The sequence below is a fragment of the Mesorhizobium sp. M1403 genome, from assembly GCF_040317695.1.
GTDB lineage: Bacteria > Pseudomonadota > Alphaproteobacteria > Rhizobiales > Rhizobiaceae > Mesorhizobium.
The window spans coordinates 789,248-815,608 of sequence record NZ_JAMYKY010000001.1 but is presented as its reverse complement, the minus strand read 5'-3'; the positions used below and the strand labels follow the sequence as shown (position 1 = coordinate 815,608).

Below are 26,361 nucleotides of genomic sequence, written 5' to 3'. Positions count from 1 at the left end.
CTGCCGCTCTTGCGAGGTAGATGTCACGGGCCACAGAAAGGCTGTGGCCCAGCCCTTTGACGTTGCTGTTTTGCGGGTGCCTGCTAGACGCTTGCTGCAGGACTCACCCGGTAATCGCCTTGCCTCTTTCGCCAAATCTGCGCGGCGCGTTGTTCATGATGGTGGCCATGATTGGTTTCACCCTCAACGATGCAATCACCAAATTCTCGTCGGAATCGATGAACATGGCGCAGGTCATGCTGATCCGCGGCGCCTTCGCTTCGCTTTTCGTTGCCCTGCTTGCGTGGCAACGCGGCGCGCTTGCCCGGCCTGGCTCGATGCTGCAGCCGACAGTTGCGCTGCGCGTCGCCAGCGAGGCCGGCGCCACGGTGTCGTTCCTGGTTGCTCTGGCACATCTTCCGATCGCCAATGTGTCCGCCGTGCTGCAGGCGCTGCCGCTGGCTGTGACGATGGGCGCCGCGCTTGTGTTCAACGAGGGCGTCGGCTGGCGGCGCTGGCTGGCCATTGCCGTCGGTTTTGCCGGCGTGCTGATCATTGTGCGGCCGGGCTTCGAAGGGTTCAGCATGTTTTCTCTGCTGGCACTGGCTAGCGTGGCATGCTGCGCGGTGCGCGACCTCGCCACCAAGCGGATTCCGCAGGCAATTCCGACATTGCTGGTGTCGACCGCCACCGCTCTTGCCATGACCGTTCTGGGCGCAGCATTGCTTTCGCCGATGGGCGGTTGGACGCCGATGACGGGAAAAAGCACGGCATTCCTGGCGCTGGCGGCGGTGCTCGTGCTCATTGGCTACCAGTTCATCATCATGGCGATGCGGGTGGGCGATATCTCCTTCATCGCGCCGTTCCGCTACACCGCCCTGCTCTGGTCGATCCTGCTTGGCTTCACGATCTTCGGCGATGTCCCCGATCTGCCGATGATCGTCGGTGCCACGATCATCATCGCCTCAGGCCTCTATGCGCTCTACCGCGAACGGATCGTCGGCCGGCGAAAGACAGCTGCCGAAAGCGCTGGACCGGACATGGCGCCGGACGGCATATAGGCGCGACCGTTGACGACCGTCTGATTTGAAAACTTGATTTTGGTCATAGGGTCTAGCAGCAAACGATGGGCCGAGATATCGCAGGGATCATTCTGGCCGGCGGCCGGTCGAGCCGGATGGGCGGCGGCGACAAGACGCTGCTTGCGCTTGGCGATGGGACCCTGCTCGACCGTGTCGTTTCGCGCCTTGGCCCGCAGGTCGGCCCGCTGGCGCTCAACGCCAATGGCGATCCGGCACGGTTTGCCGCGACGGGGCTTCCCGTGCTTGCCGACACCGTCAAGGGTTATGCCGGGCCGCTTGCCGGGATCCTGACCGGCCTCGAATGGGCTTCCGACACCACTTGCCAGGCGCTGGTCACGGCTGCAGGCGATACGCCTTTCCTGCCCAAGGATATGGTCGAGCGGCTGCTCGCGGCAGCCTATGCACGCCCGGGCTCGATCGCCGTTGCCTGTTCCGGCGGCAAACGGCATCCGACGTTTGCGCTCTGGCCGCTGGGGCTCGACCAGGCCTTGCGCCAATTTCTCGTCGAGGAAGACAACCGGCGCGTTTCGGCGTTCATCGACCGGCACGGTTTTGTCGAGGTGGATTTTCCCATCCTGAAATCCAGAGGGGCCGAGATCGATCCCTTCTTCAACATCAACACTCCCGACGACCTTGCCCGGGCCGCGCATCTGTTGCAGAGCATCGAGCCATGAACAGACGTATCTTCGGCATCACTGGCTGGAAGAACTCCGGCAAGACGACATTGACCGAAAAGCTGGTAGCCGAACTCGTCCGGCGCAGCTGGAAAGTGTCGACTGTAAAACACGCCCATCATGATTTCGACATCGACAAACCTGGAGCGGATAGCTTTCGCCACCGCCAGGCGGGAGCGATGGAGGTGGCGATCGTGTCGGGCAGGCGCTGGGCGCTGATGCACGAATTGCGTGGCGAGGACGAGCCGACGCTGGAGGCGATCCTGTCACGGCTGGCACCCTCCGACATCGTGCTGGTCGAGGGCTACAAGCGCGAGGCGCACAAGAAAATCGAGACGCGACGGCTCGAGGCCAAGGACCGGACACCGCTCTCGGCAGGCGATCCACACATTATCGCCGTCGCCTCCGACTTTCCCATTGTCGGCGAAGACTTGCCGGTCTTCGATCTCGACGACACGAATTCGATAGCCGACTTCATCGAACGCGCCACCGGCCTGACGCGCTGAGATTGCGGCCGCGGGGAGCTTCCCGCCACTTTCTCTCCATTTAGGCGTTTGACCCAGCGTCACCGTTTTCTGAACATGACCTTCCCTCAAGCGGCGGTTTTGCAGTTGCTTTTTCTTGGGAAAGAATGGGAGTATCGCGCCAGCGGGCGGTCAAAAGCACCGCCCACAGAGCCCTTCGGGAACGACGGCCGGGACCAACAGAGAGGACCATTATGCGTATTGCACTGCGTATCGCGCTCGCCGCATCGGCTGCGCTGCTGACGCTTGGCGTTGCCCAGGCCCAGGAAAAAACCTTGAGGATCGGCACCGAAGGAGCGTATCCGCCATTCAACAACCTCACCGCCGACGGCCAGCTCGTGGGCTTCGATATCGATATCGCCAAGGCACTGTGCGACGAGATGAAGGTGAAGTGCACTTTTGTCGCGCAGGACTGGGACGGCATCATTCCAGCCCTTCAGGCAGGCAAGTTCGACGCCATTGTCGCGTCTATGTCGATCACCCCGGAACGCGCCGAGAAGGTCGACTTCACCCACAAATATTACAATACGCCGCCGGCAATCGCCGCGCCTAAGGACACTGATATCAAGGGTGTCACCAAGGAAGATTTGGCCGGCAAGACGATCGGCGTGCAGGCATCCACCACGCATTTCAACTATTCGACCAAGACTTACACCGACAGCACCGTCAAGCCGTATCCGACCGCGCAGGAATACCAGCTCGATCTGGCCAATGGCCGGCTCGATGCCGCCAATGACGACATCGTCGTGCTGCAGCAATGGCTGGATTCGCCGGACGGCGCCTGCTGCAAGCTGGTCGGCACAATCAAGCCCGTCATCGAAATCCACGGTCCGGGCGCCGGCATTGCCGTGCGCAAAGGCGAGACCGACCTGGTCGACCAGTTCAATGCGGCGATCGACGCGATCCGCGCAAACGGAAAGTACAAGGAAATCAACGACAAATACTTCAAATATGACGTTTACGGCGGCGAGTCCTGATCGACCGACATAGGACAACGTGAACGGCGGGAGATTCCCGCCGTTCTTATAAGGATGCCGCGCACGAGGGGTGATGCGGTACGGGTCTCAACGAGCCTTAAGGAGAACAGGCAGGCGGATGCAGAGCGCACTGACGCTTCTCAGTTGGGGACCCGAAGGCTGGCTCGACGACATCGCCGCGGGTGTGTTTGTCACAGTATGTCTTGCGCTGGCCACGCTGCCCTTCGGGCTGACGCTCGGCTTTTTCGTGGCGCTGGCCAAACAGTCGGAAGAGCCGTCGCTGAGACTGGCCGGGAACATCTACACCACGATCTTTCGCGGAATACCCGAACTGCTCACGCTGTTTCTGATCTTCTTCGGCATCCCATTAATCCTGCAATACATTGTCCGGCTGGTGAGCCCCGGGACATCGGCCGACGTCAACAGCTTCGTCGCCGGGATGATCGCGCTGTGCTTCATCTTCTCCTCTTATTCCAGCGAGGTGTTTTTATCCGCCTTCCGCGCGATTCCAAAAGGGCAATATGAGGGAGGCTATTCGGTTGGCCTGTCCAGCGGCCAGACGATGCGGCTGATCGTACTGCCGCAGTTAATCCGCATCGCATTGCCCGGACTTGCCAATCTTTGGCTGATCCTGCTCAAGGACACCGCGCTCGTCTCGGCCGTCGGCCTCAACGAGATCCTCCGGCAGAGCGGGGTTGCCGCTCGCGTCACCAAGCACGCCTTCCTGTTTTACGGTTTTGCCGGCCTGATCTATCTCCTGCTAGCGATCGTCTCCTCCTTCGGCATCAATGCGATCGAACGAGCGGTTGGCGGCAGCGAGGTCAAGAGATGAGCCTGGCCACCGACACGCTGAAGGTTGACCGGCCGCCGCCGCCCGCACGCGGCTGGTCGCGCCAACGCATCCTCGGCCATGTCCTGGTCGGCCTGTGGATCGCTCTCGGCATTGGCGTGGTCGTCTACCTGGTCACTGCGTGGAACCCGGAGTTCTTCCAGAAATATGCACCCGGCTACATATCCGGCCTTGGCATCACCCTGCTGCTGGTTGCCATCTCGATTGTGCTTGGTGCGATCCTGTCGGTGCCGATCGCCTATGCACGTATGTCGAACAATCCGATCCTTTCGGGGTTCGCCTATGCCTATGTCTATTTCTTTCGCGGCACGCCGCTGTTGGCGCAGACCTTCCTGGTCTACTACGGGGTCGGCTCCTTCCGACCGGAGCTCGAGATGGTCGGCCTGTGGGGCTTCTTCCGCGAAGCGTTCAACTGCGCGATCTTCGCCTTTTCGCTGAATACGGCCGCCTACCAGGCCGAGATTTTGCGTGGCGCGATCGAGAGCGTGCCAAGGGGCCAATGGGAAGGTGCCGCCTCGCTCGGCCTGCACAAACTGCAGACGATGTGGAAAATCATCCTGCCGCAGGCGCTGATTGTGGCGCTGCGCCCTTATGGCAACGAGATCATCCTGATGATCAAGGGCTCGGCAATCGTCGCCATCATCACGGTCTACGATTTGATGGGCATCACCCGGCTCACTTATGCGCGCACCTTCGACTTTCAGTCGTATATCTGGGCGGCGATCATCTATCTGGTCATCGTCGAAACATTGCGCCACGGCGTCGAGTGGATCGAACGGCGTATCACCATCCATCTGCACCGCTGACTCCCATCCCCTTGCCTGATCCGATAAGAAGGCCGCAAAGCAGGTTTCTAAGGGATTCGAAAACATGGCTTCGGTGGCATTTCTCGGTCTTGGCGTCATGGGTTATCCGATGGCCGGGCATCTCAAGAACAAGGGCGGTCACGACGTCACTGTCTACAACCGCACCAGGGCCAAGGCCGAGCAGTGGGTTGCCCAGCATGGCGGCAGCTTCGCCGTGACGCCGGCAGAGGCGGCCGAGGGCAAGGACTTCGTTTTTTCCTGCGTCGGCAATGACGACGATCTGCGCTCGGTGACGACCGGCGCCGGAGGCGCCTTCAATTCAGTGAAGAAGGGCGCCATCTTCGTCGACAACACCACGGCATCGGCCGAGGTCGCGCGCGAACTGGCGCAGCAGGCGCAAGCGCTCGGGTTTTCGTCCCTCGACGCTCCGGTCTCCGGCGGTCAGGCAGGCGCTGAGAACGGCGTGCTGACCGTGATGGTCGGCGGCGAGCCAGACGCCTTCGACAGGGCCAAGCCGGTCATAGATGCTTATGCCCGCATGGTCGGGTTGATGGGACCGGCAGGGGCTGGCCAGCTCACCAAGATGATCAACCAGATCTGCATCGCCGGCCTCGTTCAGGGACTGGCCGAAGGTATCCATTTCGGCAAGCAGGCCGGGCTGGACATCGAAAAGGTGATCGAGGTGATTTCCAAGGGCGCGGCCGGTTCCTGACAGATGGAGAACCGCCACAAGACGATGAATGCCGGCAAATATGATTTCGGCTTCGCCGTCGACTGGATGCGCAAGGATCTTGGCATCTGCCTCGCCGAGGCCGACCGCAACGGCGCCAAACTGCCGGTGACGGCACTTGTCGACCAGTTTTACAAGGACGTGCAGGCGATGGGCGGCAAGCGCTGGGACACGTCCTCGCTGCTGGCGCGGCTGGAGAAATAGGATTTCACCGTGGCCGAGCTTTCGCCTCAATCCAGCGCCGACGAAATCGTCGCTCATCTGCGCTCGATCGCCTCGGAGGAAAATCGACTTGGCATGCTGCGCTACGGCATCAAGATCGAACGTGCGCTCGGTATCTCGCATGGCGTGCAGCGGCAGATTGCCAAGAAGATCAAGCGCAACCATGACCGTGCCTTCGAGCTTTGGCAGACAGGCATCATGGAGGCGCAGTTCATCGCCTCCGTGACCGCCGATCCAGAGCGGTTCTCCGCCGCGGATGCAAGACGATGGGCGGCGACTTTCGACTCGTGGGATATCGTCGACGGGGTCTCCGATCTCTTTGTCGATACGGATTGCTGGAGGGAACTGATCGCCGAATTCGCGGTCGACGAACGGGAATTCGTTCGGCGCACGGCGTTTGCGATGATGGCTTGGTCGGTGGTCCACCGGAAGAAGGAACCCGAGGCGACCTTCCTCGAATTCCTGTCGATCATCGAAGCGCATGCGACCGACGGCCGCAATTTTGTGAAGAAGGCGGTGAACTGGGCGCTTCGTTCGATCGGCAAACGATCGATGAATTTGCACGGCCCTGCCCTTGCCCTGGCGCAAAAACTAGCGGCCTCGACAGACAGGACTGCGCGCTGGATCGGCAAGGACGCTGTGAAGGAACTTTCCGATGCCAAGACGCTCGAACGGCTCGCCGCCAGAAAAGCTTGACCTGAGCAAAGTGCGCTTCACGGAGGTGACGCAATCGACGCGCGCTGATTTCGAAAACCTGTTCGAGCAACCCGGCGGGCCGAAATATTGCTGGTGCATGGCCTGGCGCAACCTCGACCGCCGCGAGCATGTCGAGAACGACGAGAAGAAACGCGCGATGATGGCGCTGATCGAGGCTGGCACGCCGGTCGGCATTGTCGCCCAGATCGATGGCCGGACCGTCGGCTGGTGCTCGGTCGCGCCGCGCGAGACCTACCGCAGGCTGTCGCGGCAGCAGGACGATAGCGAGATGGGCATCTGGTCGATCGTCTGCTTCTATGTACCGAGAGCGCTGCGCGGTGGCGGGCTGGCAAGCGCATTGCTCGACGCGGCCATCGATCACGCCGTTGCCAAAGGCGCCAGGATGATCGAAGCCTATCCGGTCGACGATGCTTCGCCGAGCTACAGCTTCATGGGGTTTCGCGGCATGTTCGTCGCCCGTGGCTTTCGCGAGATTGGCATAGCCGGCTCGCGCCGGCATGTGATGCGGCTTGAGCGTTGACCAGTGGACAGCGGCAGCTTTACTTGATGTCCGCAGATCAAGGCTCAACAGCGGAGCAGCGATGAGCAACCGTTTTAAATCAGGCGCGGTCTTGGCGACTGCCTTGTTGGCGTCCGCCATCGCGGCAAGCGCTTCCGCTGGGACCATGCACATTTTCTGGAAGGATCTGCGCCCAGCGACCCAGGCAGCCGCCGAAAGCGTCGGACTGCCAATGATCGCGGCCAAAATGCCGGATCATGGCGAAACGCTCTCTCACGATTTGCAGGACCAGACCGTGCAGCTCGCGGGCTACGCACTGCCGGTCGATCGCGACGGTGATCTCGTCTATCAATTCCTGCTGGTGCCCTGGACAGGGGCCTGCAGCCATATGCCGACGCCGCCGCCCAACCAGATCGTCCTCGTTACGCCTGCGCAACCCTACCGGATGTCCGAGGCCTACCAGCCGGTTTCGATAACTGGCGCACTAGAGCCAGGCATGGAGAAGAGCCAGCTTTTCATCCTTGACGGCGTCAGTGTCATCCAGTCGGGCTACACTGTGCGCAAGGCCGAGGTGGTCAACGTCGACACCGTGCCGGACACGATCACGCTGCCGGTCAACTCGCCCTGGACTTTCCTCAACAAAAAGAAGAACTAAGCAGAAGAATCTCAAGCGGCGTTGGCGCCGGACTCCTTGTCGAGCACCATGTAATCCAGCGGCATCTCGGTGGTGTATTTGATCTGCTCCATGGCGAAGGAAGACGACACGTCGCGGATCTCGATCTTGGCGATCAGCCGCTTGTAGAAGGCGTCGTAGGCGGCGATGTCGGGCACCACGACGCGCAAGAGATAGTCGACATCGCCGCTCATGCGGTAGAATTCGACCACTTCGGGAAATTCCTGGATGACCTCCGAAAAGCGCCGCAGCCATTCATGGCTGTGCGAATTGGTGCGGATCGACACAAACACCGTGACCCGCACATTGACCTTTTCATGGTCGAGGATGGCGACGCGCCGCTTGATGACGCCCTCTTCCTCGAGCTTCTGGATGCGCCGCCAGCACGGCGTCGTCGACAGGCCGACCTTCTTGGCGACGTCGGCGACCGCAAGCGTCGCATCCTCCTGCAGGAGGCGGAGGATTTTTCTATCGAGGCGGTCCATTGGGTGCTCCCCCTGATGCAAGTCATCCAAAGTGCGCAGCGGCTTTGGCACAACGATATGCATAAAAACAAGAATTTAAAGCGCGTCCCCTCATGCGCTGCGCGCTTCGAGGAATAGATTACCATATTCCCTCTTGTCATGGCCTTTTACAAGAAAGAAATTCTGTCGGATAGCGCGAAAGCGAGTGATTTCTTGCTGAATGCCTAGCCGATGCGATAGCGGATTTCCGATCTTAGAAATGGCAGCAAATCCATTTCAAACCATGGATTGCGCTTCAGCCAGCCGGTGTTGCGCCAGGACGGGTGCGGCAGCGGCAGGACTTTCGGGTCAGTCGGTGCCGCCCAGATGGCGCGCCAGTCCAAGACCGTTTCTGTCAGCGAGGGACGGCGCGCCGCGCCCATATGCCAGCTTTGCGCGTAGATGCCGATCGTCAGCACCAGATCGACTTGCGGCATCAGCGCCATCAGCGATACGCGCCAGGCCGGCGCACATTCGCGGCGCGGCGGCAGGTCGGCGCCCTTGGCGTCCTGACCCGGAAAGCAAAAGCCCATCGGCACAATGGCAAACTTGTCCGTGTCATAGAATTCCTCGCTGCCGACGCCGAGCCAGCTTCGCAGCCGGTCGCCGGAGGCGTCGGTGAACGGCATGCCTGACACGTGGACCTTGGTACCCGGCGCCTGGCTGGCGATCAGGATGCGGGCGCTCGAAGATGGCCTGAGCACCGGACGCGGCTGGTGCGGCAATGGCCTGCCGGCCGGCTTATCGACGCAGATGCGGCAGGCGCGTACCCTCGCTGCCAAGGCTTCCAACTCTTCGCTCATTCGGAACTCATTGTCAGGCGGCGGCACTCGGCCGGCTTGAGATTGCCCGATACCAGCGCAGCACGTTGGTGCACTCTTCGGGTACCTTGATGCGAGCCGGCTTCATGAAGTCGATGGCGACCAGCCCGGTGATGTCGGCGATCGAATAGGTATCGCCGGCGACGAATTCCCTGCCGGCGAGCTCAGTGTCCAGAAATCTCAGGAATTCGATCGCCTTCGGCTTGTTGGCCTCGCCCCATTCGGGGATTTGCGGGATCTCCCATTCCCTCATTGCGGGATGGATATGCCGGAACGCCGCGGAGACGCAGCCGAACAGATTGAACTCCACGCGCCTTTGCCACATCTCGACGATTGCCTTGCCCAGCGCACCACGCCCGAACAAAGCCGGCTCGGGGTGCAGTTCCTCGAAGTAACGGCAGATTGCGACGGACTCGGTGATGATGGTGCCATCGTCGAGTTCGAGCACCGGCAGACGCTTCAGCGGATTGCGCGAGCTGACCGGCTGCTCTTTGTGCTCCAGCGCACCCATGTCGACCGGCACCAGCGGAACTTCAACTCCCTTTTCAGCCAGGAAAATCCGAACCCGACGTGGATTGGGCGCGCGCCCGCCGTCGAACAGCTTCATCTCTATCCTCCTCGTCCGTACGACGAATTATAGGCGCAGCTCACCAGAAGCGAAAAATCTCCCGCAGGGCGTCGCCGATCGACGCCAAGGTCCCGTGTTTTCTTTCGACCAGCTCGTGCCCGTGGCTCTCGCGCCAGTTCTTCGGCTCGTCGAAAGTTCCGGCCCAGATGCCGGCCTTGCCTGCGCGCGCAGCGGCTTCCTCGGTCTCGAAGTCGCCAAAGGCGACCGCCCAGCCGGCCTCGACCTGAGCGCGGTTGAGATCCTTGCCGCCAGCCTTGCAATCGCCGAGCAGCCTGCCGTAGCGGTCGCGCTGCCAGCCGCTGCAGGAAACCGCTTTGCCGGCAATCAACCGCACCAGGGACTGCCGCGCGAGCTTGCCGCAGGGATAGTCGGCACCGTCCTTGCGACAGATCTGCGAATATTCCGGCGCATCGATGCCACGCATGCGGACACGCTCGCTGCCGAGGGTGATGCTATTGCCGTCATTGACAATCGCCGCGCCCTCCGTCTTGCGCGTCTCCACCCGGTCGAGGCGCGCCGCCAGGAGCATCAGCAGCCCAAGCACGATGAGCGTCAGCCCATAGTCCATCAGCCTGCGCCACGGGCTTCGCGGACGCGGCGCATAGTATCGCTGGCGCGGCCATCGCGACCACGAACGGCTCATATGGCAAACCGTTGGTTAATCATTCGAACGTAGCTTAACGATTTGAAATTGCTGCCCGCGTAAATTGAAGACTTCATGCCCCTGCAACGCTCGACCACGGCGGACAAGTTTATTGTGGACCGCAGGAAACGCCATCGCAACAGCGATGTCGCGCGCGCGGTGCGCAAGACGCGCGACCGTCTTTCGCAGCAAGCCGGAAATCCCGACTTCGACCGCGAGCTGTTGAAGCTCCACGCGCTGTCGATGACCGGCGGCGTGGTCGTCATCCCGCTGCTCGTTCTGGCAACTGCCGCCGCAGGCTTGTTCGCGGGCATCGGCAAGGAGATCGGCGTCTGGGCGCTGTTCACATTCATCTGCTACACCATCGTGGCGTTCATGGCGAGACGCGTCACGCAAGCGTCCGAGCTCAACCCGCTGGAAACGCATAGGGATTTCCTGATCGGCCATTTTCTTTGCGGGCTTGGCTGGGCCTGGTTCGCATGGCTCGGCTGCGAAACTTGCCAAATCGATCAGTTCCAGGTCGCCAAGGCGGTGGTGCTGCTGCTCGCCATGTCGGCAACCGCGATCCTGGCATCGTCCCTGCGCGGTGCGCTGTTGGCGACCTTCGCCCTCCCGGTCGCCATCTATGCCTATGCCAGTGCAAAATTATGGCTGCCCGTCGAGGTGATCATGGCAGGTTTGCTGATCGCCTCGCTACCTTTCTTCGCCTATGTGGCGCGCCAGCTCAACCGTTCCTCGCTGATGCTGCTGTCGTTCCGCTCCGAAAAGGATGCGCTGATCGCCGAACTGGAGACGGCGAAATCGATGTCGGACGAGGCACGGCGGCGGGCGGAAGACGCAAATCTGGCGAAATCACGTTTCCTGGCCTCGATGAGCCACGAACTGCGCACACCGCTCAACGCCATTCTCGGCTTTTCCGAAGTGATGGCCAACGAGGTGCTCGGCCCGATGAGCAACCCGACCTATCGCGACTATGCCCGTGACGTGCATGACTCCGGACAGCATCTGCTCGACCTGATCAACGAAATCCTCGACTTGTCGCGCATCGAAGCGGGTCGCTACCAGCTCAATGAGGAGCCGATGATGCTGCTCTCGGTCGTCGAGGATTGCTGCCACATGATGGAGCTGAAGGCGCGCAACAAGGACATCCGCATCGTCCAGGATTTCGAAAACGCCTTGCCGCGCCTGTTCGCCGACGAACGCGCGGTGCGGCAGATTGCGCTCAACCTCTTGTCCAATGCCATCAAGTTCACCGCCACCGGCGGCGAAATCCGCGTGCGCGTCGGCTGGACGGCGGGCGGCGGGCAATATCTCTCCGTCAAGGACAATGGGCCGGGCATACCGGAAGACGAGATCCCGATCGTACTCTCGGCCTTCGGCCAGGGCTCGATCGCCATCAAGAGCGCCGAACAGGGCACCGGGCTTGGCCTGCCGATCGTGCAGGGCCTGCTGGCCATGCATGGCGGCGAATTCCAGCTCCATTCCAGGCTACGCGAAGGCACCGAGGCGATCGCCATCTTCCCGCTGAGCCGGGTGATGGAGGAACTGCCGGCGCTGCCGACCAAGGCGGTTGCTTCGCGCCGGCGCTGAATGCTTAACCGCGGACCGCGGCTGCCATGCCGGAGCTGGTCAGCGCGGCCGCCTTGACCAGTCCAGCGGCAAGAGCCGCCCCTACCCCCTCGCCCTGGCTGACGCCCAGATCGAGCAGCGCGCGAAGGCCGAGGCGCTCGGTGGCCTTGGCATGGCCCGGCTCCGGCGATAGGCTTGCGAGGAGACAATGATCGAGCGCGGCGGGGTTGGCGGCATATAGGGCGGCAGCGGCCGCGGTCACCGCAAACCCATCGAGCAGCACCGGGATCTTCTGCATCCGCGCCGCCAGAATGGCGCCGCAGATCGCTGCGAATTCCCGTCCACCGACCCGGCGAAGCGCTTCCAGCGGATCCTTGAGGCTCGCGCCGTGAAACGCCATCGCGGCATCGACCACCTCCGCCTTGCGCCTCTGCATCGCTGCGTTGGCCCCCGATCCAGGGCCGACCCAGTCGGCGCCGGTGCCGCCGAACAGGGCCGCGCAAAGAGCCGCGGCGACAGTCGAATTGCCGACGCCGAGGTCGCCAAGGCAAAGCAGGTCGGTGCCGCCGGCAATCGCTTCCATGCCGAAGGCCATGGTGGCGGCGCAACCGCGCTCGTCCAGTGCCGCGTCCTCGGTGATGTCGGCTGTTGGAATGTGCAGAGCCAGATCGAACACCTTCAAGCCGAGATCGTTGGCGATGCAGATCTGGTTGATCGCTGCACCGCCGGCGGCGCAGAGCTCGACCGCATTTGCCGTGGCGGCGGCGGGGCGCGGCGAAATGCCGTGGCGGGTGACGCCATGATTGCCGGCAAAGATCGCCACCAATGGCCGCGTCACCGCCGGCGGCGCGCGGCCGCTCCAGCCGGCGAGCCAGGCGGCGACGTCCTCGATGCGGCCGAGCGAGCCTTCGGGCTTGTCTGCCTTGGCAAACAACTGGCGCACGTGGGCCTCGGCCGCCATATCTGCCGGTGGCAGGCTCATCAGGAGTTCGCGAAAATCGTCGAAAGGCAGCGCGCTGGTCATGTCGATGGCGATCGTCCCTGTGAATTGGTGAGCGGCATAGCCGCCTTGGCCAGCCGGCACAACCTCGGCACAACTTCGAGGTATTGACGCGAAAGCACTTGTTGGCGGCGCACGCCGGAGGGCTTGCATTGACTTTGTCGTTGCACCATGTGGAGGCTAGCCAAGGAAATCCTCATGACGGCCATTGAATCCCCGTGCATCCTGGTCTGCTCGATCGACATGAAAACCGGTTTCTGTTTCGGTTGCGGGCGCACGCGCGAGGAAATCGCCGCCTGGATCGACATGACCCCACAAACCCGCCGCGGCGTCATGGCCGAGCTGCCGGCAAGGCTGGAAACGGTCGAGCGACGCCCCCGCCGGGAAACCCGTCGCAGCCGCATGGCACGCGAACGCGACGCCCTCTCGTGAAGCGGCCACAGAGATGAACCGACTGTTGTGGATTCTGATCGTCGCGATCGGGGCGGGTGTGCTCCTGCTCATGCTCAACGATTCCGCCGGCAGCACATTCGGCATTGAGAATTACGATTTCAGCCAGCTGATCTGGCTTGGCGCTTTAGCGGCGCTCGTCGGCGCCGGCCTGCTCAGATCGGGCAGGCCGTTGGGCACTATGGCCCGCAGCCTCGGCGCCTGGGGTGCCATCGTGCTGGCGCTGATCGCCGGCTATCAGTACCGCTATGAGTTGCAGGATTTCGCCAGCCGCGTCACCGCCGGCCTCGTTCCCGGCAGTCCGCTGGCGCTGGGCGTGGACGAAGGCCATGCCACCGTCACCCTGGACAAGGCCGGCAACGGCCATTTCGAAGCGCGTGTCACGATCAACGGCACGCCGATCCTGACGGTTGTCGATACCGGCGCGACCAGCACCGTGCTGACCGCCGAGGACGCACTGGCGGTCGGGTTCAATTCGGCGGCTCTCCGCTTCACCATTCCGATCTCTACCGCCAACGGCATGACACGCGCCGCCGCCGTAAAAACCGATGAGCTGTCGATCGGCGGCATCGTGCGCAAGGACATGCCCATCATGATCGCCGCACCCGGCACGCTCGGCCAGAGCCTGCTCGGCATGAATTTCATCGGCTCGCTATCGGGCTTCGACGTCCGTGGCGATCGCATGATTTTGCGGGATTAACTTCTTTCCTCAGGCCGCCTCTGCCGTCCTGCCGAAATCGACTTCTGCGAAAGCCGCCTTGAGCACCTGCGGTCCGGCACCCTGCTTTGTCGCCTCGGTGGAAAGGATCTGCCGGTAGTGGCGTGCACCGGGCAGGCCGTGAAACAGCCCGACCATGTGCCGGGTGACATGCCCCAGCCGGCCGCCCTGCTCGATATGGCGTGCCGCGTAGTCTGCCATCGCATCGATCAGCGCGGCAAAATCGAACGGCTCAGCTGTGCCGCCGTAAAACGCGGCATCGATGCCAGTCAGTGTCCCGGGCGTGTGATAGGCGGCGCGGCCGAGCATGGCGCCATCGACATGGTCGAGATGCCTCAGCGCCTCTGCGAGAGATTGAATTCCGCCGTTGATGCCGATGAATTTGTTTTGTTTTCTGGCTTTCAGCCGATAGACGCGGCCATAGTCGAGCGGCGGGATGTCGCGATTTTCCTTTGGGCTCAGACCTTCCAGCCAGGCCTTGCGGGCGTGCACCCACAGCGCGTCGGCGCCGGCCGCGAAAACACCGTCGGCCAAGGCATCGAGTGCCGGTTCCGGATCCTGCTCATCGACGCCGATGCGGCACTTGACGGTAACCGGTATTTTCACCGCCGCCTTCATCGCAGCGGCGCAAGCTGCGACGAGCACCGGCGTCTTCATCAGGCAGGCGCCGAACGTGCCCGACTGGACGCGGTCGGACGGACAGCCGACATTGAGGTTGATTTCATCATAGCCGAAGGCTTCGCCGATGCGCGCCGCCTCGGCCAGCTTTCCCGGATCGGCGCCGCCGAGCTGCAGCGCCACCGGATGTTCGCTGTCGTCGAAGCCGAGCAGCCGCTCGCGCGCGCCGTGGATGACCGCATCTGCCACCACCATCTCGGTGTAGAGCAGCGCCTCGCGCGTCAATTGGCGATGGAAGAACCGGCAGTGCCGGTCCGTCCAGTCCATCATGGGGGCAATGGCGAATTTCATATATTTGTCAAACATTTATGTACAGTTTTTAAACCACACTGAGACTGGACAGACTGACATTGCCGGCCTCTATGGTATGTGACTCATTTCACTCTATTCAAAGCTAACATCAATGTCACTCAACACCGCTTTTCTGCTCATGGCACAATACAATGGCAAGGCCATCATTCCGCTCGATGAGGTCCGTCGCGATTTCTTTTCGCACCTGACGCTCCCGAAATTTCTTCGCAAGCTCAGTTCAGGCGACATTGCCCTGCCGCTCATGCGAATAGAAGCAAGTCAGAAATGTGCCAAGGGTGTGCATTTGCAGGATTTGGCAGACTACCTTGATAAGCGCAGACAGGTGGCCCAGAGGGAGTTTTCCCAGATGAGCGGTTGGAAAATGCAGATGTAGTGCTGACGAAGCGTCCGCTTCGCGCCGCATCGCGGCCGTTGAGGGCTCCTTTTCCGCTCCTGAAAGCCGACATCCAAGCGACCCCGCTGGCCGACGCGGTTGCGCCAGATTTTGCCATCGGCATTCATGCAACGGGCGTCGCGAACCGACCCTTGCGGATTGCTCGGACGATCTGCTTGAGTTTGATCGCCACCATGTTGAGCAGAACCAAATCATCGGCAAGCCGGACCGATGACGGTGTTGACGGCATCCCCGATCCAACCAGGCCTGCTCTGGAGTTCCCAGCACTGGCGTGGGAAAATCTCCGAGCCGAGTTCATTAGCAGCCGCCGTCGACGAGCGAATCCCGGCGGCCGTACTTAGCCGGTCGCCGAGATCCAATTTGTATGACGCAGGATAAAGGATCGTCGTGGCGAACTAGCGCGCTGTCGGACACGTCACATTTGTGCCCTTATGCCTATAGTGACAGACGCGTCGCCGTTCGAAGCAGTCCACACTATGCTGCCGGGCGAGCCGCCAGCCACTTGGGCAGATAGCTGCGCCCAACTAATTCCGTTTTGCCAGCCGGAACAACGCCAGCCGCGCGCAGCAGCGGCTCGAGTTCGCCGCTGTCGTGTTTTGCCAGGACATCGACGGCACCTCCGACATGTACGCCTCCGACGAAGATCTGCGGGATCGTTGGTTGGCCGGTGCGAGCCAGTAGCTCCTTGCGGATTTCGCCACCAAGGCCGCTCTTTTGCATGGCAACTGCATCGAGATCCACCGAGCGGAACGGGACACCCATGTCTTTGAAAAACCGGCGAACCGCCCAGCAGAATTCGCACCACTCAAGTGCGAACATCACCACCGGCTGCTTCGGGTCGGCGATCGTTTCTGCTACGAAGTCACGAGCCCGGGCAGGCGCTGGTTCGACACGCGCAAGCGTTGCCGCTACCGGCTTTGCCGGCTGAGGGCCGAAACGACCCAGCGGCGTGGAGTTTGAAATCGCCAGTTCCTCGGGGTCCATCTCTTGCCCGATCGCCTCGAATAGCGGGGTCGAGAGATAGCGCTCGCCTGTATCGGGAACCATGAACAGAATCCGGCTACCCTTCTGAGCGATCTTGGTGATCTCGAGCGCCGCAGCCAGAGTCGCACCACCGGAGATGCCGCAGAAGATGCCCTCCTGCCGCGCGAGCTCGCGAGCGAGGCGCAATGATTCCGCGCCACTCACGGGCTGGATAGCGTTGATAAATCCACCTTCGATCGCATCGCCGGTCAGGCGGGGAATGAAGTCGGGAGACCAGCCCTGCACCGGATGCGGGCGAAATAGCGGATGGCTTTCGGCAGGTGTCCCGTCATCCAGGTGGTTCTGAGCGACGCCGCTAGCCAGCATCGGTGCATTCTCGGGTTCCGCGACGACGATTCGGGTGGCAGGGCTTTCTGACCGCAGCACACGCGCCACGCCCTTCAACGTGCCGCCGGTGCCGGCGCCGGTCACGAAGTAGTCCGGTCCGCTGCCGCCGAAATCACGCAGGATCTCCTGCGCAGTGGTTCGGCTGTGGACGTCCGCGTTTGCCTCGTTCTCGAACTGGCGGGTCCAGAACCAGCCATTCGCTGCCGCGAGTTCGCGTGCCCTTCTCGGAGGCCGGCGTCAGGATCACGCGCGCGCCAAGGAAGCGCATCAGCCTTCGGCGCTCCACGGAGAAGCTTTCGGCCATCACGATAACCAGAGGATAGCCCTTGCGGGCGCAGACCATCGCGAGGCCGATCCCCGTATTGCCGCTTGTCGCCTCGATCACTGTCTGGCCGGGCTTGAGAAGCCCGTCGCGCTCGGCGGCTTCGATCACACCCAGCGCCAACCGGTCTTTGACCGAGCCGAGCGGGTTGAATGCCTCGAGTTTGGCGAACAGTTCGAAGCCTTCCGGCGACAGGCGGTGGAGCCGTACAATCGGAGTGTTGCCGATGGTGTCGAGTATCGAGTCATGGATGGACATCATAAGATCCTTTCAAGAGGGGATGTTCAGCATGTCAGCCTTTGGGGGGACGACTGCGCGCCGCAGCGACCGCTCCGATTGAAAGCAGCGCCGAACCGATGATCTCGATGGTGCTCGGAGACTCCCCGAGCAGCACGACGGCAATCACCATTGAAAACGCCGGAACGATCGCGGCAAAAACAGAGGCACGCGTCGCGCCGAGGCGCTCGACGGCCCGGCCGAAGCAGAAGAGCGCACCGATCGCCGAAAGCAGCGATTGGTAGAGCACCTGGAACAGCAGGTCGCCAGGAACAGCCGCTAGCAGTCGCTCAGGGCCGCCTGTGAAGCTCCAGACCGGGACATAGAACACAAGCGATGCGACGCAGACCACCGAAGCGGCCGTCTGCGGCAGCAAGCCAGCCCGCCGCATCGACATCGTATAGCCCGCCCACATCAGGGCGCCGGCGACAAAGAAGAGCAGGCCCCATCGGTTTCCGCCAGCGTCCCATGCCCCAGCCGCGACGCATGCCGCCCCGACGAGGATGCATCCGATGCCGGCAGCCATCCGCTTGTTCGCCCGCTCGCGCAGAATCAGCATGGACAAGATCAAGGTGAAGACCGGCAGCAGTCCGACGGTGATCGCACCACCCACTCCGGCTGAACTCAGCATGACGCCGGTGCCGGCGACCAGCGCATAGGGAGCACCAGCGCCGATCGCCATGAAGAGCAATAACGATGGCGCAACACGAGTGACCGCCTGTCGGGAGCGCCAGGCCAGCGGGAGCAGCACGAGGCCAGCGATGCCGAACCGAACCGCCGCCAGATCAGCTGCAGAAAGTCCGTCGGCCACACCGGAGCGGGTGACGGTCCACCAGCCGCTCCAGATGGCGGCGGCGCCGAGCCCCGACAGGTAGCCACCCAGGTCAGACGCCGTAGCCTGCCGCAATGAAGTCTGGCCGGCATCTCCGCCACCAGTCAAAGCTGCGACGTCTACGACAGCAACGGTGGACAGGAGGCTTGGGTCGCGTGAGGACATGACGGCTCGGATCCGGTGCACTCGGTTCGTTGAAATGACTGTTGAGGGATAGCCGCGGTTGGCGGAGCAAGTCCTTACCGCTGGCTGATCTTTAGCTTACCATTCGTGGCTGCACGCCGGTCAGCGTCATCGACACGAGCCGATATGATCTTGGCAACCTGCTTGGGATGAGTGGCGATCATGAAGTGCGCGGCACCCTCGATCTCCCACATAACAGCGCCTGGAATGCGGTGCATCACCGCCTCGTTTGCCCGCTGCACGGCTCGACGGCTCATTGCGCCCACGATGATCTCAGTATGTACGGCAAGGGCTAACAGAGCGGCGTTGGAAGGCGTGAATGCATAGGCGCCAGTCCAGTCAAGCATGTTGACCTCAGTCGTTTCAATGGCATGCGACTGAACCCGGTGGGGCCACGAATCGAATGTGCCGGGACCTCCGTAGAAATCGATCATGGCTGCGATCGCTTCCCGGTTGCCGTTCCGATATGAGCGGAAGTAGCTGTCGGTGAGATTAATGAAATCGCGATAATGGTTCTCGTCGCCTTCGCCGCGCAGGAAGCCGACTGCCGGCGCTTCGAGGATGGTTAGGCTCGCCAGTGCAGCGTGACCTCGAAGAGCGACCGCGAGGGCCACCAGCCCTCCAAATGAGTGGCCAACCAGGTGGACGCGGCCGCCAGCCCGTTTGATAACCTGTTCGACGACATGGCATTCATGATCGATCGACGCGTCGGCCATCGTCCGGCGTTCGTCCGTTTCACCATAGCCGAGCAGGCTGGTCGTCACTCAGCGGAAGCCATCGCCCAGATGCGAAACCACCGAACGCTAGGCGGCTCCAGTGCTGCATGAGCCGGGCACGAGCACCACAGTAGGGCCGCTGCCGCACTCCTTATACTCAATCGAGGCTGCTTCGACTTTCAGGAAGCCCCGACCCGCAGCATTGGGATGCATTCCCAAGCCGGAACCGATCTCCGCTACCTGAGGATTCTGGAATGACTCGCCATACATGGTCTGAACCGTTTCGCCGTTATTGTCGGACGCACGGTAAAACCGGCCCGGTTTCGGCCGAATGTCAGAGAGATGGCTCAAGTATTTCTGTTTCGAGCGTTTTGTATCGGGTAACTGACACACAAGCGACGAGCGATAGGCATTGGCGGCCCACGGGCTAGACAAGTCTCCGCTGGAGTTCCCGGCCCTGCCGCCGCAGCATCTCCGAGCCGAGTTCATCGGCTGCGGCAATCGCTGCTCGTATTTCGGCGCCAGCGTTTCGTTGATCGCCGAGTTCCAGTTGGACGTCAGCGATCTGCAACCGCAAGCGCGCAGCATGCAGGCGCGATTCAACGCTCGTCCATAGCTGGCGCGCCAGATACAAATGACGAAGCGCCTCGCTGGCATTGCCGCGCGTCCGAGCAAGCAGCGACGCAGCTTCGTTGGTCAACGCACGGATGGAGGGCATCGGCCAGCGCTCGTCCTGGCCCGACAGATCGTCGATCAGCGCCTGTGCATCGTCCAATCGGCCGGCATGCACCGCGACCACAGCCAGATGGGCGAGCAGGATGCCTTGCCGCTGCAGGGTCCACCAGCTTTGCCCGATGAGACCGCGCTCGAGGCTGGCATAGGCGGCGTTGGCATCCCCCTGTTCCAGAAGCAGCATGGCCTGTCCGGGCTCCGGGCTCCACCCCATCGCATAGCATTTCTCGTAGGCGGCCTGAGCCGCATCGATATCGCCGATGGCGTGGTGGATATCGCCAAGCACGCGAAAGGCGTCGGCAAGCGCCCACGGCGCATCGTCGCCGAGGCGCGCCAAGGCATCGTTGATGTGAACCAGGGCATCGTGCAGCGACCCGCGAATGCCCAATACCTCGGCTCGATGCAGCTGGCACGAACCCGAGAACCCCATGCTGTTGTCGTTGCAGAATTGCTGATAGCCGATCGTCCACTGGTTCGCCCGTGCCCAGTCTCCAAAAGTGCGGCAGCCCACAGAATATTGCAGTAGAGAACACCGCCGGTGATCGGATCCACCTTGCTCGACAGGGCGATCGCCGCTGCATGATCCTGATCGGCCAGACCGCCGCGTGTGTCGCCCAGGCTGAGGCGATAGAAGCCGCGGTACATCAGGCCCAGGACCTTTGACGTCACATCACCCAGCCGCTGGCCGAATTCGTAGGCGGCCTCAGCCAATCCGAGAGCCTGCCGCTGGTCGCCGTCGAAAGCGGCAATACGCGACTCCAGCCAAAGCACGCGGCCGGTAGCGAGGGAGTCTGGATCGCCCGAGATAAGGCTCCTTGCACGCGCGGCCCAACCCTTGCAGACGGCAACCTCACCACGCTCGAAGTGAATCACCGATAGCGTTACGGCGGCGGCAGCGGCCGGATCGTCGGCACCGGCCTCGGTATGCGCGGCGACGGCGCGAACCAGCAGCGGAATCGCGTCGGCCGGCCTGCCCAGGGACTGCAGCGCTGCGGCCCAGCGATCAAGGTCTTCGGCCGCCAGAGACGCGTCAGCGCCGGTGTCGGCATACAAAGCGACGACATCGTCCCAGCGTTGCGCGGCCGCGGCTTGCCTCGCGGCATGGATTGGATGGCGTGAGCGAACGGCGCCGACAGCCGCTGCCTGGTCTGCGCTTTCGTCGTTCGCAACGACGCAGAAGCGATAACCGGCGCGAGGATAATTCCGGACCGCATCTTCCATGCCGCCTTCGCGCAGCGCGCTACGCAGCAAGCTGACCGCCCGTTGCAGCGAATTGTCGGTCACCGTCACTCCGGGCCAGAGCGCATCGAGCAATTCATCCTTCGAGACGACCCGCTCGCGGCCGCGGATCAGGTAGGCGAGCAGATCGAACACCCGTGGCTGCAGCGGGACTTCGCGCTCGGCCAGCCACAAGATGCGACCCGGCTCGTCGAGCCGGAACGGACCAAATTCAAACCCCACGGAGATCTCCGGTCGCTCGCTCAATCAGGTCAAGATCAGCAAATGCTCAGGTCGGCGTAAGGACGCAAACCCGACTCCCTCCTATACCACAGAAATCGCTGCGGAAACGCCGCTGTGACGGGCAGCCGAGCTGCCGGACAAGTACCCAATCACGGAGAACCACAATGGATATGTATGCCATCCGCCGCCCCAGCGCCTGGGCAAACCTCGGCGAACTCGAAAAGGCCGGAGCGAAGTCGGCGCGCATCGGCAACGAGGAAATGCCCGATCGCATCCGCTGGATCCGCAGCTACGTCGTGCACGAAGCCGACGGTCGTGTCGGCACCGTCTGCATCTACCAGGCAAGCGATCCCGAATCGATCAAAGAGCACGCCGCCCGCGTCGGCATGCCGGCCGCCGAGATCCTGCCGATCATCGACACGGTCGTCATCCGCGCCGACCCCGAGAAGACGGCCGCCTGACGGCGCCCGTTAATCGCGTACGGACACCTAGCAACGGCTCCGCGCTCACCCCTAGCGCGGAGACCGCCCTTGGCACCTGAACGAAGCAACGGAGAATGGACCATGCAGATACGTATGCCGCTGGGCGCACATCTCAGAACCGAATGAAAGCCGCTCCTTCCATTGCCCCGGGCCTACAGGCCGGGCGCTTCCTTCACGTATCGCGTCACCGATCTCGATACGCCGGAGGACTGGGCCGGCGTCGCCCGGAAACATGGCCTCGACCCCAGTCGGTTAATCCGCTTCAATTTCGAAACCGACAATCCCGATGAAGTGAACTGGTATCTGCGCCACTACGTGGGTTGCGATGTCGCCACCGACGACCGTCAGAACTGGATGTTCAGCTCAAGCGCGAATTGGCGGCAGTGGCCGGCCTGCGCTGGGTGATCGAGGAGTGCTTTGAGCGCGCCAAGGATGATCTCGGACTTGATCATTGCGAGGCTCGGTCCTGGCATGGATGGCATCGCCACATGAGCCTGTGCATGGCCGCCCTGGCATTCCTCTCGAAGCTATCGGCTGATCTTCGCCGCAGCGCATGGAGCAAACCGAACGAAACGACGACATCAGGCTGCGGCCACCATCTGTCACTACAAACGGCATCGACACCCGCAACTGTAGTACTAGGCCATTCGTGTTTCGGCCGTTTTTCTGGAGCATGGATAGAGTTTCGTTTTCACGTCAGCGCCGGCGAAGACTCCCACGCGCCGAAACAGTTGAAACAAATCACGCAGCGTCTGAATGTGTGCTGAAACAAAGAGGGTCTAGTATCCTCCCTCGGGATCACGCCAACAAAGGAACGACTATGCGGCCTGATAATCCGGTCACATCCACACACACAGGGTATGCCCTCTTTGACGCCAACAATCTCCTCGTTGGTAGCAATCCGGAAATATTCGGAAGCCAGTGGCTCGACCGCGGCGAGATGCAGCCGATGCATGCCATTGCCGCAGTCGCCAAAGCCCTCTCGTATCTGAAAAGTTTCGACGGCCGCCCCGTCGAGCCCGGCAACGCGTTCGCTGAAAGCGCCGCAACGCGATGGATGCAAATCGACAAGGGTCCAGTTGAAGCTGAGACATTGGATGGGCGGTGGAAGTTGCTCACGGCACATCTTCGGTTGGATGGCGGCATGGCCCTGGTAAGCGTCGACATTACCGAGATGAAGCGAGCGCAGATCGCGCACCAGGAAAAAGCGGAGATATTCCGCTGCATCACCGACAGTCACCCGTTGCCCGTTTGGGTGGTGGACGCGGGAAGCGGGCAGATCCTCTACGAAAGCCTCGATGCGTCGAACCTGCTTGGCCGAAAATGGACGCCAAACGAACCGCAATTCCTGACGGATCATTTCGTGAATACTGGCGAATTCGATGAAATCAGTGCTCTCGCCAGCAACAGCGAGATCGTGCGGGATCACGAAATCCCGCTTAGAAACACAAGCGGATCGACCGTCTGGTGCTCGACCAACTGCCGTCGCGGCGTTTATGGCGGGCGCCCCTCGCTCATCATCGGGGTATTGGACATCACGGCACGGAAGCAGCGCGAGGACCTGTTCGGTTTCCTGATCAAGCATCATCCATTGCCGGTATGGATGAACGACGCGAGTTCGGGGGAACTCATCTACCAGAGCAATGCTGCCGAACGGCTGCTTGGATGGAGCAAAAAAGCGCGACGCGAGACAGTGCGGCTCGGCGACTACTTTGTCGACCCCGAGAAACACCGCGAAATCAATCGAGAGCTCATGCAAAAGGGCGTCGTCGAAAATTGCGAGGTGCTTCTTAAAAGACCTGACGGGCAAGAGTTCTGGGCCACCGGCAATCTCAGGATCGGCGAGTTTCAGGGCCGGCGAGTGGTTCTCGCCGGCATCGCCGATGTGACCAAGCAGAAGAAGCGTGATGGCGAAGTCGCTGCGGCGCGCGAGATGCTCGCAGACGCCGTTGAATCACTCTCCGAGGGATTCGCACTTTATGACGAAGATCACCGGCTGGTCATGTGCAACAGTCTTTACCGCGAGTTGAACCATCCGGTGCGGGATCTCTGTGAACCGGGCGTGGAATGGAACGAACTCCTTCGCGAATCCGCCGAGCGCGGCGTGTACCGCAATGCGGTTGGGCGCGAGGATGAGTGGCTCGACGAGCGGACCCAAGGCCGGATCGAGTTCCATTCCCATTTCGAGGTACCTCTCTCCGACGGCAAATGGCACTCGGTCTCGATACATCGCACCGATCTTGGCGGTTTCGTGGTAACGCGCGCCGACATCAGCGAGCGCAAGAAGGCCGAGGCTGTCGAGCGCGACGCCACGGCACTGCTGCAAAAGGTGCTCGATGCCTGCCCTTCGCCGATACGGATGACCACTTTCGAGGGAGAAACGCTCTACCGCAATCCTGCTACCAGAGAGCTCTACGCCGACCGCCCGCAAATAACCGACCACTATGTCGATCCCAACTATAGCGCAATATTGGAGCGCACCCTGATCGAAAAGGGCAGGATCGATGATTTTCGGGTCCAGCAGTACGACACCGAGGACAAGGCCTTCTGGGCTTCCGTTTCCGCTCGCCTGATCGATTTCCAGGGAAGGCAGGTGATAGTCTCGAACACGACGAATATCACCGACATGATCACCGCCCAGGAAGAAACGCGCAAAGCAAACGAGCGGCTGATCGACGCGATCGAATCCCTGGCCGAAGGGTTTGCCCTGTACGACAAGAACGATTGCCTTGTGCTGGCCAACAGCAGGTACCGCCAGATGCACGCGATAAGCGCGGATGTGCTCGTTCCCGGAGTGAACTGGTTCGAGTTCCTCCGCGTGACCGCAGAGCGCAACCAGTTTCCGGTTCCACGGGATAAGATCGACGACTGGCTTGCCGAGAGGGCAAGGGACCGCCGCGAGTTCCGGCAACAGGAATTCCGTCATACAGACGGGGGTTGGTTTTTCGTCTCGAACTGTCCGACCCGCGAAGGCGGGTTCGTGGTCACCCGTGTCGACATTACAGAGCGCAAGCGAGCCGAGGAGGCCGCCAAGGAAGCGGATGAACTGGTCCGTAAAGTCCTGCAAGCATGCCCCGTTAACATCCAGATGACCCGCGCGCATGACGGGAAGCTGCTCTACCGCAGTCCCGCCACCGTTGAGTTGCTCGGCGACATCACCAGCGCCGTCGACTACTATGTCGATCCTTCAGAGCGGATGCGATACGTTGAGCGGCTGCTCGCGACGGGGTCGGTCGACGATTTCGAAACCCAGCTCAAACGCAAGGACGGTGGAACTTGCTGGTGCTCGATCTCGTCACGACTGATCGATTACCGCGGTGAGAAGGTGATTGTTTCCCACACCTACGATCTCACCGACCGTCTCGAAATGCAGCAGGAATTAGAGCGACAGCGCGAGACGCTGCATCAGAACGAAAAAATGTCGGCCCTCGGTGGACTGCTGGCGGGGGTAGCGCATGAGCTGAATAATCCGCTCTCGGTGGTGCTTGGCCTGTCGTCGCTGTTGAAGGAGACCGCAACCGACGCCAAGGTCGTGGAACGCGCCGACAAGATGAGCAAGGCAGCCGAACGCTGCGCCAGGATCGTCAAGACTTTCCTGGCGATGGCCAGACAGCAGCCGACGCGAACCTCAAACGTTGCGATCGATGACATTATTTCCGAAGCGGTTGAAGTGGCGAGCTATTCGATTCGATCGTCGGACATCGGGCTTTCAGTTCATCTTGAACCTGGTCTTCCCCCGATCTGGGCGGATCCCGACCAGCTTGGCCAGGTACTGATCAATTTGCTTATCAATGCAGAACAAGCGCTGCACGGCTGGGAAGGGCGACGGGCAATCACGGTTTCAACGCGGCTCCATCCCAAAACCGGCAACATAATGGTCCGCGTTGCCGACACGGGTCCGGGAATTCCCAAAGAGATACTTCCCCGCATTTTCGAGCCGTTCTTCACGACGAAAGAGATTGGGGCCGGGACTGGGATCGGGCTGTCCTTCTGCCATCGGATCGTTCATTCCCATGGAGGAACCATCGAGGCCGAATCCCCCGAGGGGGGTGGCTCGACCTTCATACTTTCGCTGCCTGCTTCGGACCGTCTCGACGAACGAGCCGAAACGGCCGAAGACGAAGTCCCGAATTCAACTGGCATTGCCTGTCTGGTGGTGGAGGACGAAGAGGAAGTAGGTGAGCTGGTTGCTGAGGTGCTCAGGCGAGATGGTTTCAAGGTCACCATTGCCAGATCCGGCGAAGAAGCGCTGCTGCACCTCCAGAACCGCACTTTCGCGCTGATCCTGAGCGATCTGAAAATGCCGAACATGGATGGACGGGGATTGTTCAACCAGATTGCCAAGCTCCATCCGGCCGAGCTCGACAGGTTAGCCTTCCTGACGGGGGACACGATTAGCCCGGACGCGCAGATGTTCCTGCGCGCCGCGAAACGGCCCTATCTTGAGAAACCGATCAAACCTAACGAGCTCCGTTCGTTTGTCTCGAATCTGGTCAACAACAATACTTGACAGATGCGTTGATTTGCACGTCACTTT

At 61.6% G+C, this 26,361-nt stretch carries 25 protein-coding genes and 5 pseudogenes; 18 read left to right on the top strand and 12 right to left on the bottom strand.

From position 1 onward, the window contains the following. Positions 1–119: 119 nt before the first annotated feature. The 10 genes and pseudogenes from NKH01_RS04080 (at position 120) to NKH01_RS04035 (ending at position 7,715) form a co-directional block, all read left to right on the top strand. Entirely contained in the window at positions 120–1,040 is a 921-nt protein-coding gene (locus tag NKH01_RS04080) for a DMT family transporter (RefSeq protein WP_023717634.1), read from the top strand. 65 nt (positions 1,041–1,105) lie between these two features. After that, entirely contained in the window at positions 1,106–1,735 is a 630-nt protein-coding gene (mobA, locus tag NKH01_RS04075) for a molybdenum cofactor guanylyltransferase MobA (protein ID WP_352482600.1), read from the top strand. Further along, positions 1,732–2,241 carry a molybdopterin-guanine dinucleotide biosynthesis protein B gene (mobB, locus tag NKH01_RS04070; RefSeq protein ID WP_023717636.1) on the top strand — a complete coding sequence of 170 codons (510 nt, stop codon included), beginning with the start codon at positions 1,732–1,734 and terminating at the stop codon, positions 2,239–2,241. Before mobA ends, mobB begins: the two co-directional genes overlap by 4 nt. Before the next feature lie 212 nt (positions 2,242–2,453). Continuing rightward, entirely contained in the window at positions 2,454–3,236 is a 783-nt protein-coding gene (locus tag NKH01_RS04065; protein WP_353019081.1) for an ABC transporter substrate-binding protein, read from the top strand. Positions 3,237–3,354: 118 nt separating this feature from the next. After that, complete coding sequence (locus NKH01_RS04060) at positions 3,355–4,068, top strand: ABC transporter permease (protein ID WP_023675013.1); 714 nt, start codon at positions 3,355–3,357, stop codon at positions 4,066–4,068. Next, positions 4,065–4,892 carry an ABC transporter permease gene (locus tag NKH01_RS04055; protein WP_023717639.1) on the top strand — a complete coding sequence of 276 codons (828 nt, stop codon included), beginning with the start codon at positions 4,065–4,067 and terminating at the stop codon, positions 4,890–4,892. The genes NKH01_RS04060 and NKH01_RS04055 overlap by 4 nt, the downstream gene beginning before the upstream one ends. 64 nt (positions 4,893–4,956) lie before the next feature. Next, a pseudogene (locus NKH01_RS04050) lies at positions 4,957–5,826 on the top strand (NAD(P)-dependent oxidoreductase). 9 nt (positions 5,827–5,835) lie between these two features. After that, a complete protein-coding gene (locus NKH01_RS04045; RefSeq protein ID WP_023717641.1) occupies positions 5,836–6,540 on the top strand; it encodes a DNA alkylation repair protein in 705 nt (234 codons plus the stop codon). After that, positions 6,500–7,081 (top strand): GNAT family N-acetyltransferase, encoded by a 582-nt coding sequence (locus NKH01_RS04040; protein ID WP_352482601.1) that lies wholly within the window; start codon positions 6,500–6,502, stop codon positions 7,079–7,081. The genes NKH01_RS04045 and NKH01_RS04040 overlap by 41 nt, the downstream gene beginning before the upstream one ends. A gap of 61 nt (positions 7,082–7,142) precedes the next feature. Continuing rightward, positions 7,143–7,715 (top strand): DUF3299 domain-containing protein, encoded by a 573-nt coding sequence (locus NKH01_RS04035; protein WP_023717643.1) that lies wholly within the window; start codon positions 7,143–7,145, stop codon positions 7,713–7,715. Between the two features lie 11 nt (positions 7,716–7,726). Here the strand turns inward: NKH01_RS04035 and NKH01_RS04030 are convergent, their stop codons facing one another. The 4 genes and pseudogenes from NKH01_RS04030 to NKH01_RS04015 form a co-directional block, all read right to left on the bottom strand. Next, positions 7,727–8,218: an Lrp/AsnC family transcriptional regulator gene (locus NKH01_RS04030; protein WP_006333679.1), complete on the bottom strand. Its 492-nt coding sequence runs from the start codon at positions 8,216–8,218 to the stop codon at positions 7,727–7,729. A 203-nt stretch (positions 8,219–8,421) separates the two neighbouring features. Continuing rightward, positions 8,422–9,113 (bottom strand): annotated as a pseudogene (locus NKH01_RS04025) (uracil-DNA glycosylase family protein). Beyond that, positions 9,053–9,664: a glutathione S-transferase gene (locus tag NKH01_RS04020; RefSeq protein WP_023717645.1), complete on the bottom strand. Its 612-nt coding sequence runs from the start codon at positions 9,662–9,664 to the stop codon at positions 9,053–9,055. Before NKH01_RS04020 ends, NKH01_RS04025 begins: the two are co-directional and overlap by 61 nt. Positions 9,665–9,704: 40 nt before the next feature. Beyond that, complete coding sequence (locus NKH01_RS04015; RefSeq protein WP_353019078.1) at positions 9,705–10,328, bottom strand: thermonuclease family protein; 624 nt, start codon at positions 10,326–10,328, stop codon at positions 9,705–9,707. 75 nt (positions 10,329–10,403) lie between these two features. Here NKH01_RS04015 and NKH01_RS04010 point away from each other — a divergent pair, with 75 nt between their 5' ends. Continuing rightward, positions 10,404–11,918, top strand: coding sequence for a sensor histidine kinase (locus NKH01_RS04010; RefSeq protein ID WP_353019076.1), 1,515 nt, complete (start codon positions 10,404–10,406; stop codon positions 11,916–11,918). A gap of 4 nt (positions 11,919–11,922) precedes the next feature. Here the strand turns inward: NKH01_RS04010 and NKH01_RS04005 are convergent, their stop codons facing one another. Beyond that, positions 11,923–12,921 carry a nicotinate-nucleotide--dimethylbenzimidazole phosphoribosyltransferase gene (locus NKH01_RS04005; protein ID WP_353019191.1) on the bottom strand — a complete coding sequence of 333 codons (999 nt, stop codon included), beginning with the start codon at positions 12,919–12,921 and terminating at the stop codon, positions 11,923–11,925. A 174-nt stretch (positions 12,922–13,095) separates the two neighbouring features. Here NKH01_RS04005 and NKH01_RS04000 point away from each other — a divergent pair, with 174 nt between their 5' ends. Both NKH01_RS04000 and NKH01_RS03995 read left to right on the top strand, forming a co-directional pair. Beyond that, positions 13,096–13,329, top strand: coding sequence for a DUF1289 domain-containing protein (locus tag NKH01_RS04000; protein ID WP_352640857.1), 234 nt, complete (start codon positions 13,096–13,098; stop codon positions 13,327–13,329). A gap of 13 nt (positions 13,330–13,342) precedes the next feature. Beyond that, positions 13,343–14,047: a TIGR02281 family clan AA aspartic protease gene (locus NKH01_RS03995; protein ID WP_352640859.1), complete on the top strand. Its 705-nt coding sequence runs from the start codon at positions 13,343–13,345 to the stop codon at positions 14,045–14,047. Positions 14,048–14,056: 9 nt separating this feature from the next. On the opposite strand, the gene dusA is transcribed toward NKH01_RS03995, so the two are convergent. After that, the gene (gene dusA, locus NKH01_RS03990) at positions 14,057–15,034 is read right to left on the bottom strand and encodes a tRNA dihydrouridine(20/20a) synthase DusA (protein WP_353019074.1); all 978 of its coding nucleotides are present in this window, start codon (positions 15,032–15,034) and stop codon (positions 14,057–14,059) included. Positions 15,035–15,146: 112 nt separating this feature from the next. On the opposite strand from dusA, the gene NKH01_RS03985 reads away from it, so the two are divergent. Then, a complete protein-coding gene (locus NKH01_RS03985; protein WP_353019072.1) occupies positions 15,147–15,428 on the top strand; it encodes a pyocin activator PrtN family protein in 282 nt (93 codons plus the stop codon). Positions 15,429–15,923: 495 nt separating this feature from the next. Here the strand turns inward: NKH01_RS03985 and NKH01_RS03980 are convergent, their stop codons facing one another. From NKH01_RS03980 to NKH01_RS03955, 6 genes and pseudogenes are all read right to left on the bottom strand, one after another. After that, on the bottom strand, positions 15,924–16,268 hold the full coding sequence (locus NKH01_RS03980; RefSeq protein WP_353019189.1) for a glutaredoxin: 345 nt from the start codon (positions 16,266–16,268) through the stop codon (positions 15,924–15,926). A 276-nt stretch (positions 16,269–16,544) separates the two neighbouring features. Beyond that, positions 16,545–17,400 (bottom strand): annotated as a pseudogene (locus NKH01_RS03975) (PLP-dependent cysteine synthase family protein); the annotation flags it as partial. 34 nt (positions 17,401–17,434) lie between these two features. Further along, positions 17,435–18,415: a DMT family transporter gene (locus NKH01_RS03970; protein WP_353019070.1), complete on the bottom strand. Its 981-nt coding sequence runs from the start codon at positions 18,413–18,415 to the stop codon at positions 17,435–17,437. 74 nt (positions 18,416–18,489) lie between these two features. Next, the gene (locus NKH01_RS03965; protein WP_353019069.1) at positions 18,490–19,197 is read right to left on the bottom strand and encodes an alpha/beta fold hydrolase; all 708 of its coding nucleotides are present in this window, start codon (positions 19,195–19,197) and stop codon (positions 18,490–18,492) included. 379 nt (positions 19,198–19,576) lie between these two features. Next, the gene (locus NKH01_RS03960; RefSeq protein WP_353019068.1) at positions 19,577–20,269 is read right to left on the bottom strand and encodes a hypothetical protein; all 693 of its coding nucleotides are present in this window, start codon (positions 20,267–20,269) and stop codon (positions 19,577–19,579) included. 848 nt (positions 20,270–21,117) lie between these two features. Beyond that, positions 21,118–21,255: pseudogene (locus NKH01_RS03955) on the bottom strand (winged helix-turn-helix domain-containing protein); the annotation flags it as partial. A gap of 251 nt (positions 21,256–21,506) precedes the next feature. Between NKH01_RS03955 and NKH01_RS03950 the strand changes: the two are divergent. The 4 genes and pseudogenes from NKH01_RS03950 (at position 21,507) to NKH01_RS03935 (ending at position 26,334) form a co-directional block, all read left to right on the top strand. Continuing rightward, a complete protein-coding gene (locus NKH01_RS03950) occupies positions 21,507–21,803 on the top strand; it encodes a nickel-binding protein (RefSeq protein WP_353019066.1) in 297 nt (98 codons plus the stop codon). Between the two features lie 162 nt (positions 21,804–21,965). Beyond that, positions 21,966–22,229, top strand: coding sequence for a hypothetical protein (locus NKH01_RS03945; protein ID WP_353019065.1), 264 nt, complete (start codon positions 21,966–21,968; stop codon positions 22,227–22,229). Further along, a pseudogene (locus NKH01_RS35260) lies at positions 22,199–22,348 on the top strand (transposase); the annotation flags it as partial. The gene NKH01_RS03945 and the pseudogene NKH01_RS35260, both read left to right, overlap by 31 nt. Before the next feature lie 296 nt (positions 22,349–22,644). Next, the gene (locus NKH01_RS03935; RefSeq protein ID WP_353019062.1) at positions 22,645–26,334 is read left to right on the top strand and encodes a PAS-domain containing protein; all 3,690 of its coding nucleotides are present in this window, start codon (positions 22,645–22,647) and stop codon (positions 26,332–26,334) included. The last annotated feature ends 27 nt before the right edge of the window (positions 26,335–26,361 follow it).

Coding starts and splice junctions, on each gene's coding strand:
- NKH01_RS03950 (WP_353019066.1), top strand. CDS start 21,507: ATGGATATGTATGCCATCCGCCGCCCCAGCGCCTGGGCAAACCTCGGC.
- NKH01_RS04060 (WP_023675013.1), top strand. CDS start 3,355: ATGCAGAGCGCACTGACGCTTCTCAGTTGGGGACCCGAAGGCTGGCTC.
- mobB (WP_023717636.1), top strand. CDS start 1,732: ATGAACAGACGTATCTTCGGCATCACTGGCTGGAAGAACTCCGGCAAG.
- dusA (WP_353019074.1), bottom strand. CDS start 15,034: ATGAAATTCGCCATTGCCCCCATGATGGACTGGACGGACCGGCACTGC.
- NKH01_RS03980 (WP_353019189.1), bottom strand. CDS start 16,268: ATGTTCGCACTTGAGTGGTGCGAATTCTGCTGGGCGGTTCGCCGGTTT.
- NKH01_RS04030 (WP_006333679.1), bottom strand. CDS start 8,218: ATGGACCGCCTCGATAGAAAAATCCTCCGCCTCCTGCAGGAGGATGCG.
- NKH01_RS04040 (WP_352482601.1), top strand. CDS start 6,500: ATGCCAAGACGCTCGAACGGCTCGCCGCCAGAAAAGCTTGACCTGAGC.
- NKH01_RS04055 (WP_023717639.1), top strand. CDS start 4,065: ATGAGCCTGGCCACCGACACGCTGAAGGTTGACCGGCCGCCGCCGCCC.
- NKH01_RS04035 (WP_023717643.1), top strand. CDS start 7,143: ATGAGCAACCGTTTTAAATCAGGCGCGGTCTTGGCGACTGCCTTGTTG.
- NKH01_RS04015 (WP_353019078.1), bottom strand. CDS start 10,328: ATGAGCCGTTCGTGGTCGCGATGGCCGCGCCAGCGATACTATGCGCCG.
- NKH01_RS04000 (WP_352640857.1), top strand. CDS start 13,096: ATGACGGCCATTGAATCCCCGTGCATCCTGGTCTGCTCGATCGACATG.
- mobA (WP_352482600.1), top strand. CDS start 1,106: ATGGGCCGAGATATCGCAGGGATCATTCTGGCCGGCGGCCGGTCGAGC.
- NKH01_RS04005 (WP_353019191.1), bottom strand. CDS start 12,921: ATGACCAGCGCGCTGCCTTTCGACGATTTTCGCGAACTCCTGATGAGC.
- NKH01_RS04020 (WP_023717645.1), bottom strand. CDS start 9,664: ATGAAGCTGTTCGACGGCGGGCGCGCGCCCAATCCACGTCGGGTTCGG.
- NKH01_RS03970 (WP_353019070.1), bottom strand. CDS start 18,415: ATGTCCTCACGCGACCCAAGCCTCCTGTCCACCGTTGCTGTCGTAGAC.
- NKH01_RS04065 (WP_353019081.1), top strand. CDS start 2,454: ATGCGTATTGCACTGCGTATCGCGCTCGCCGCATCGGCTGCGCTGCTG.
- NKH01_RS04010 (WP_353019076.1), top strand. CDS start 10,404: ATGCCCCTGCAACGCTCGACCACGGCGGACAAGTTTATTGTGGACCGC.
- NKH01_RS03995 (WP_352640859.1), top strand. CDS start 13,343: ATGAACCGACTGTTGTGGATTCTGATCGTCGCGATCGGGGCGGGTGTG.
- NKH01_RS03985 (WP_353019072.1), top strand. CDS start 15,147: ATGTCACTCAACACCGCTTTTCTGCTCATGGCACAATACAATGGCAAG.
- NKH01_RS03935 (WP_353019062.1), top strand. CDS start 22,645: ATGCGGCCTGATAATCCGGTCACATCCACACACACAGGGTATGCCCTC.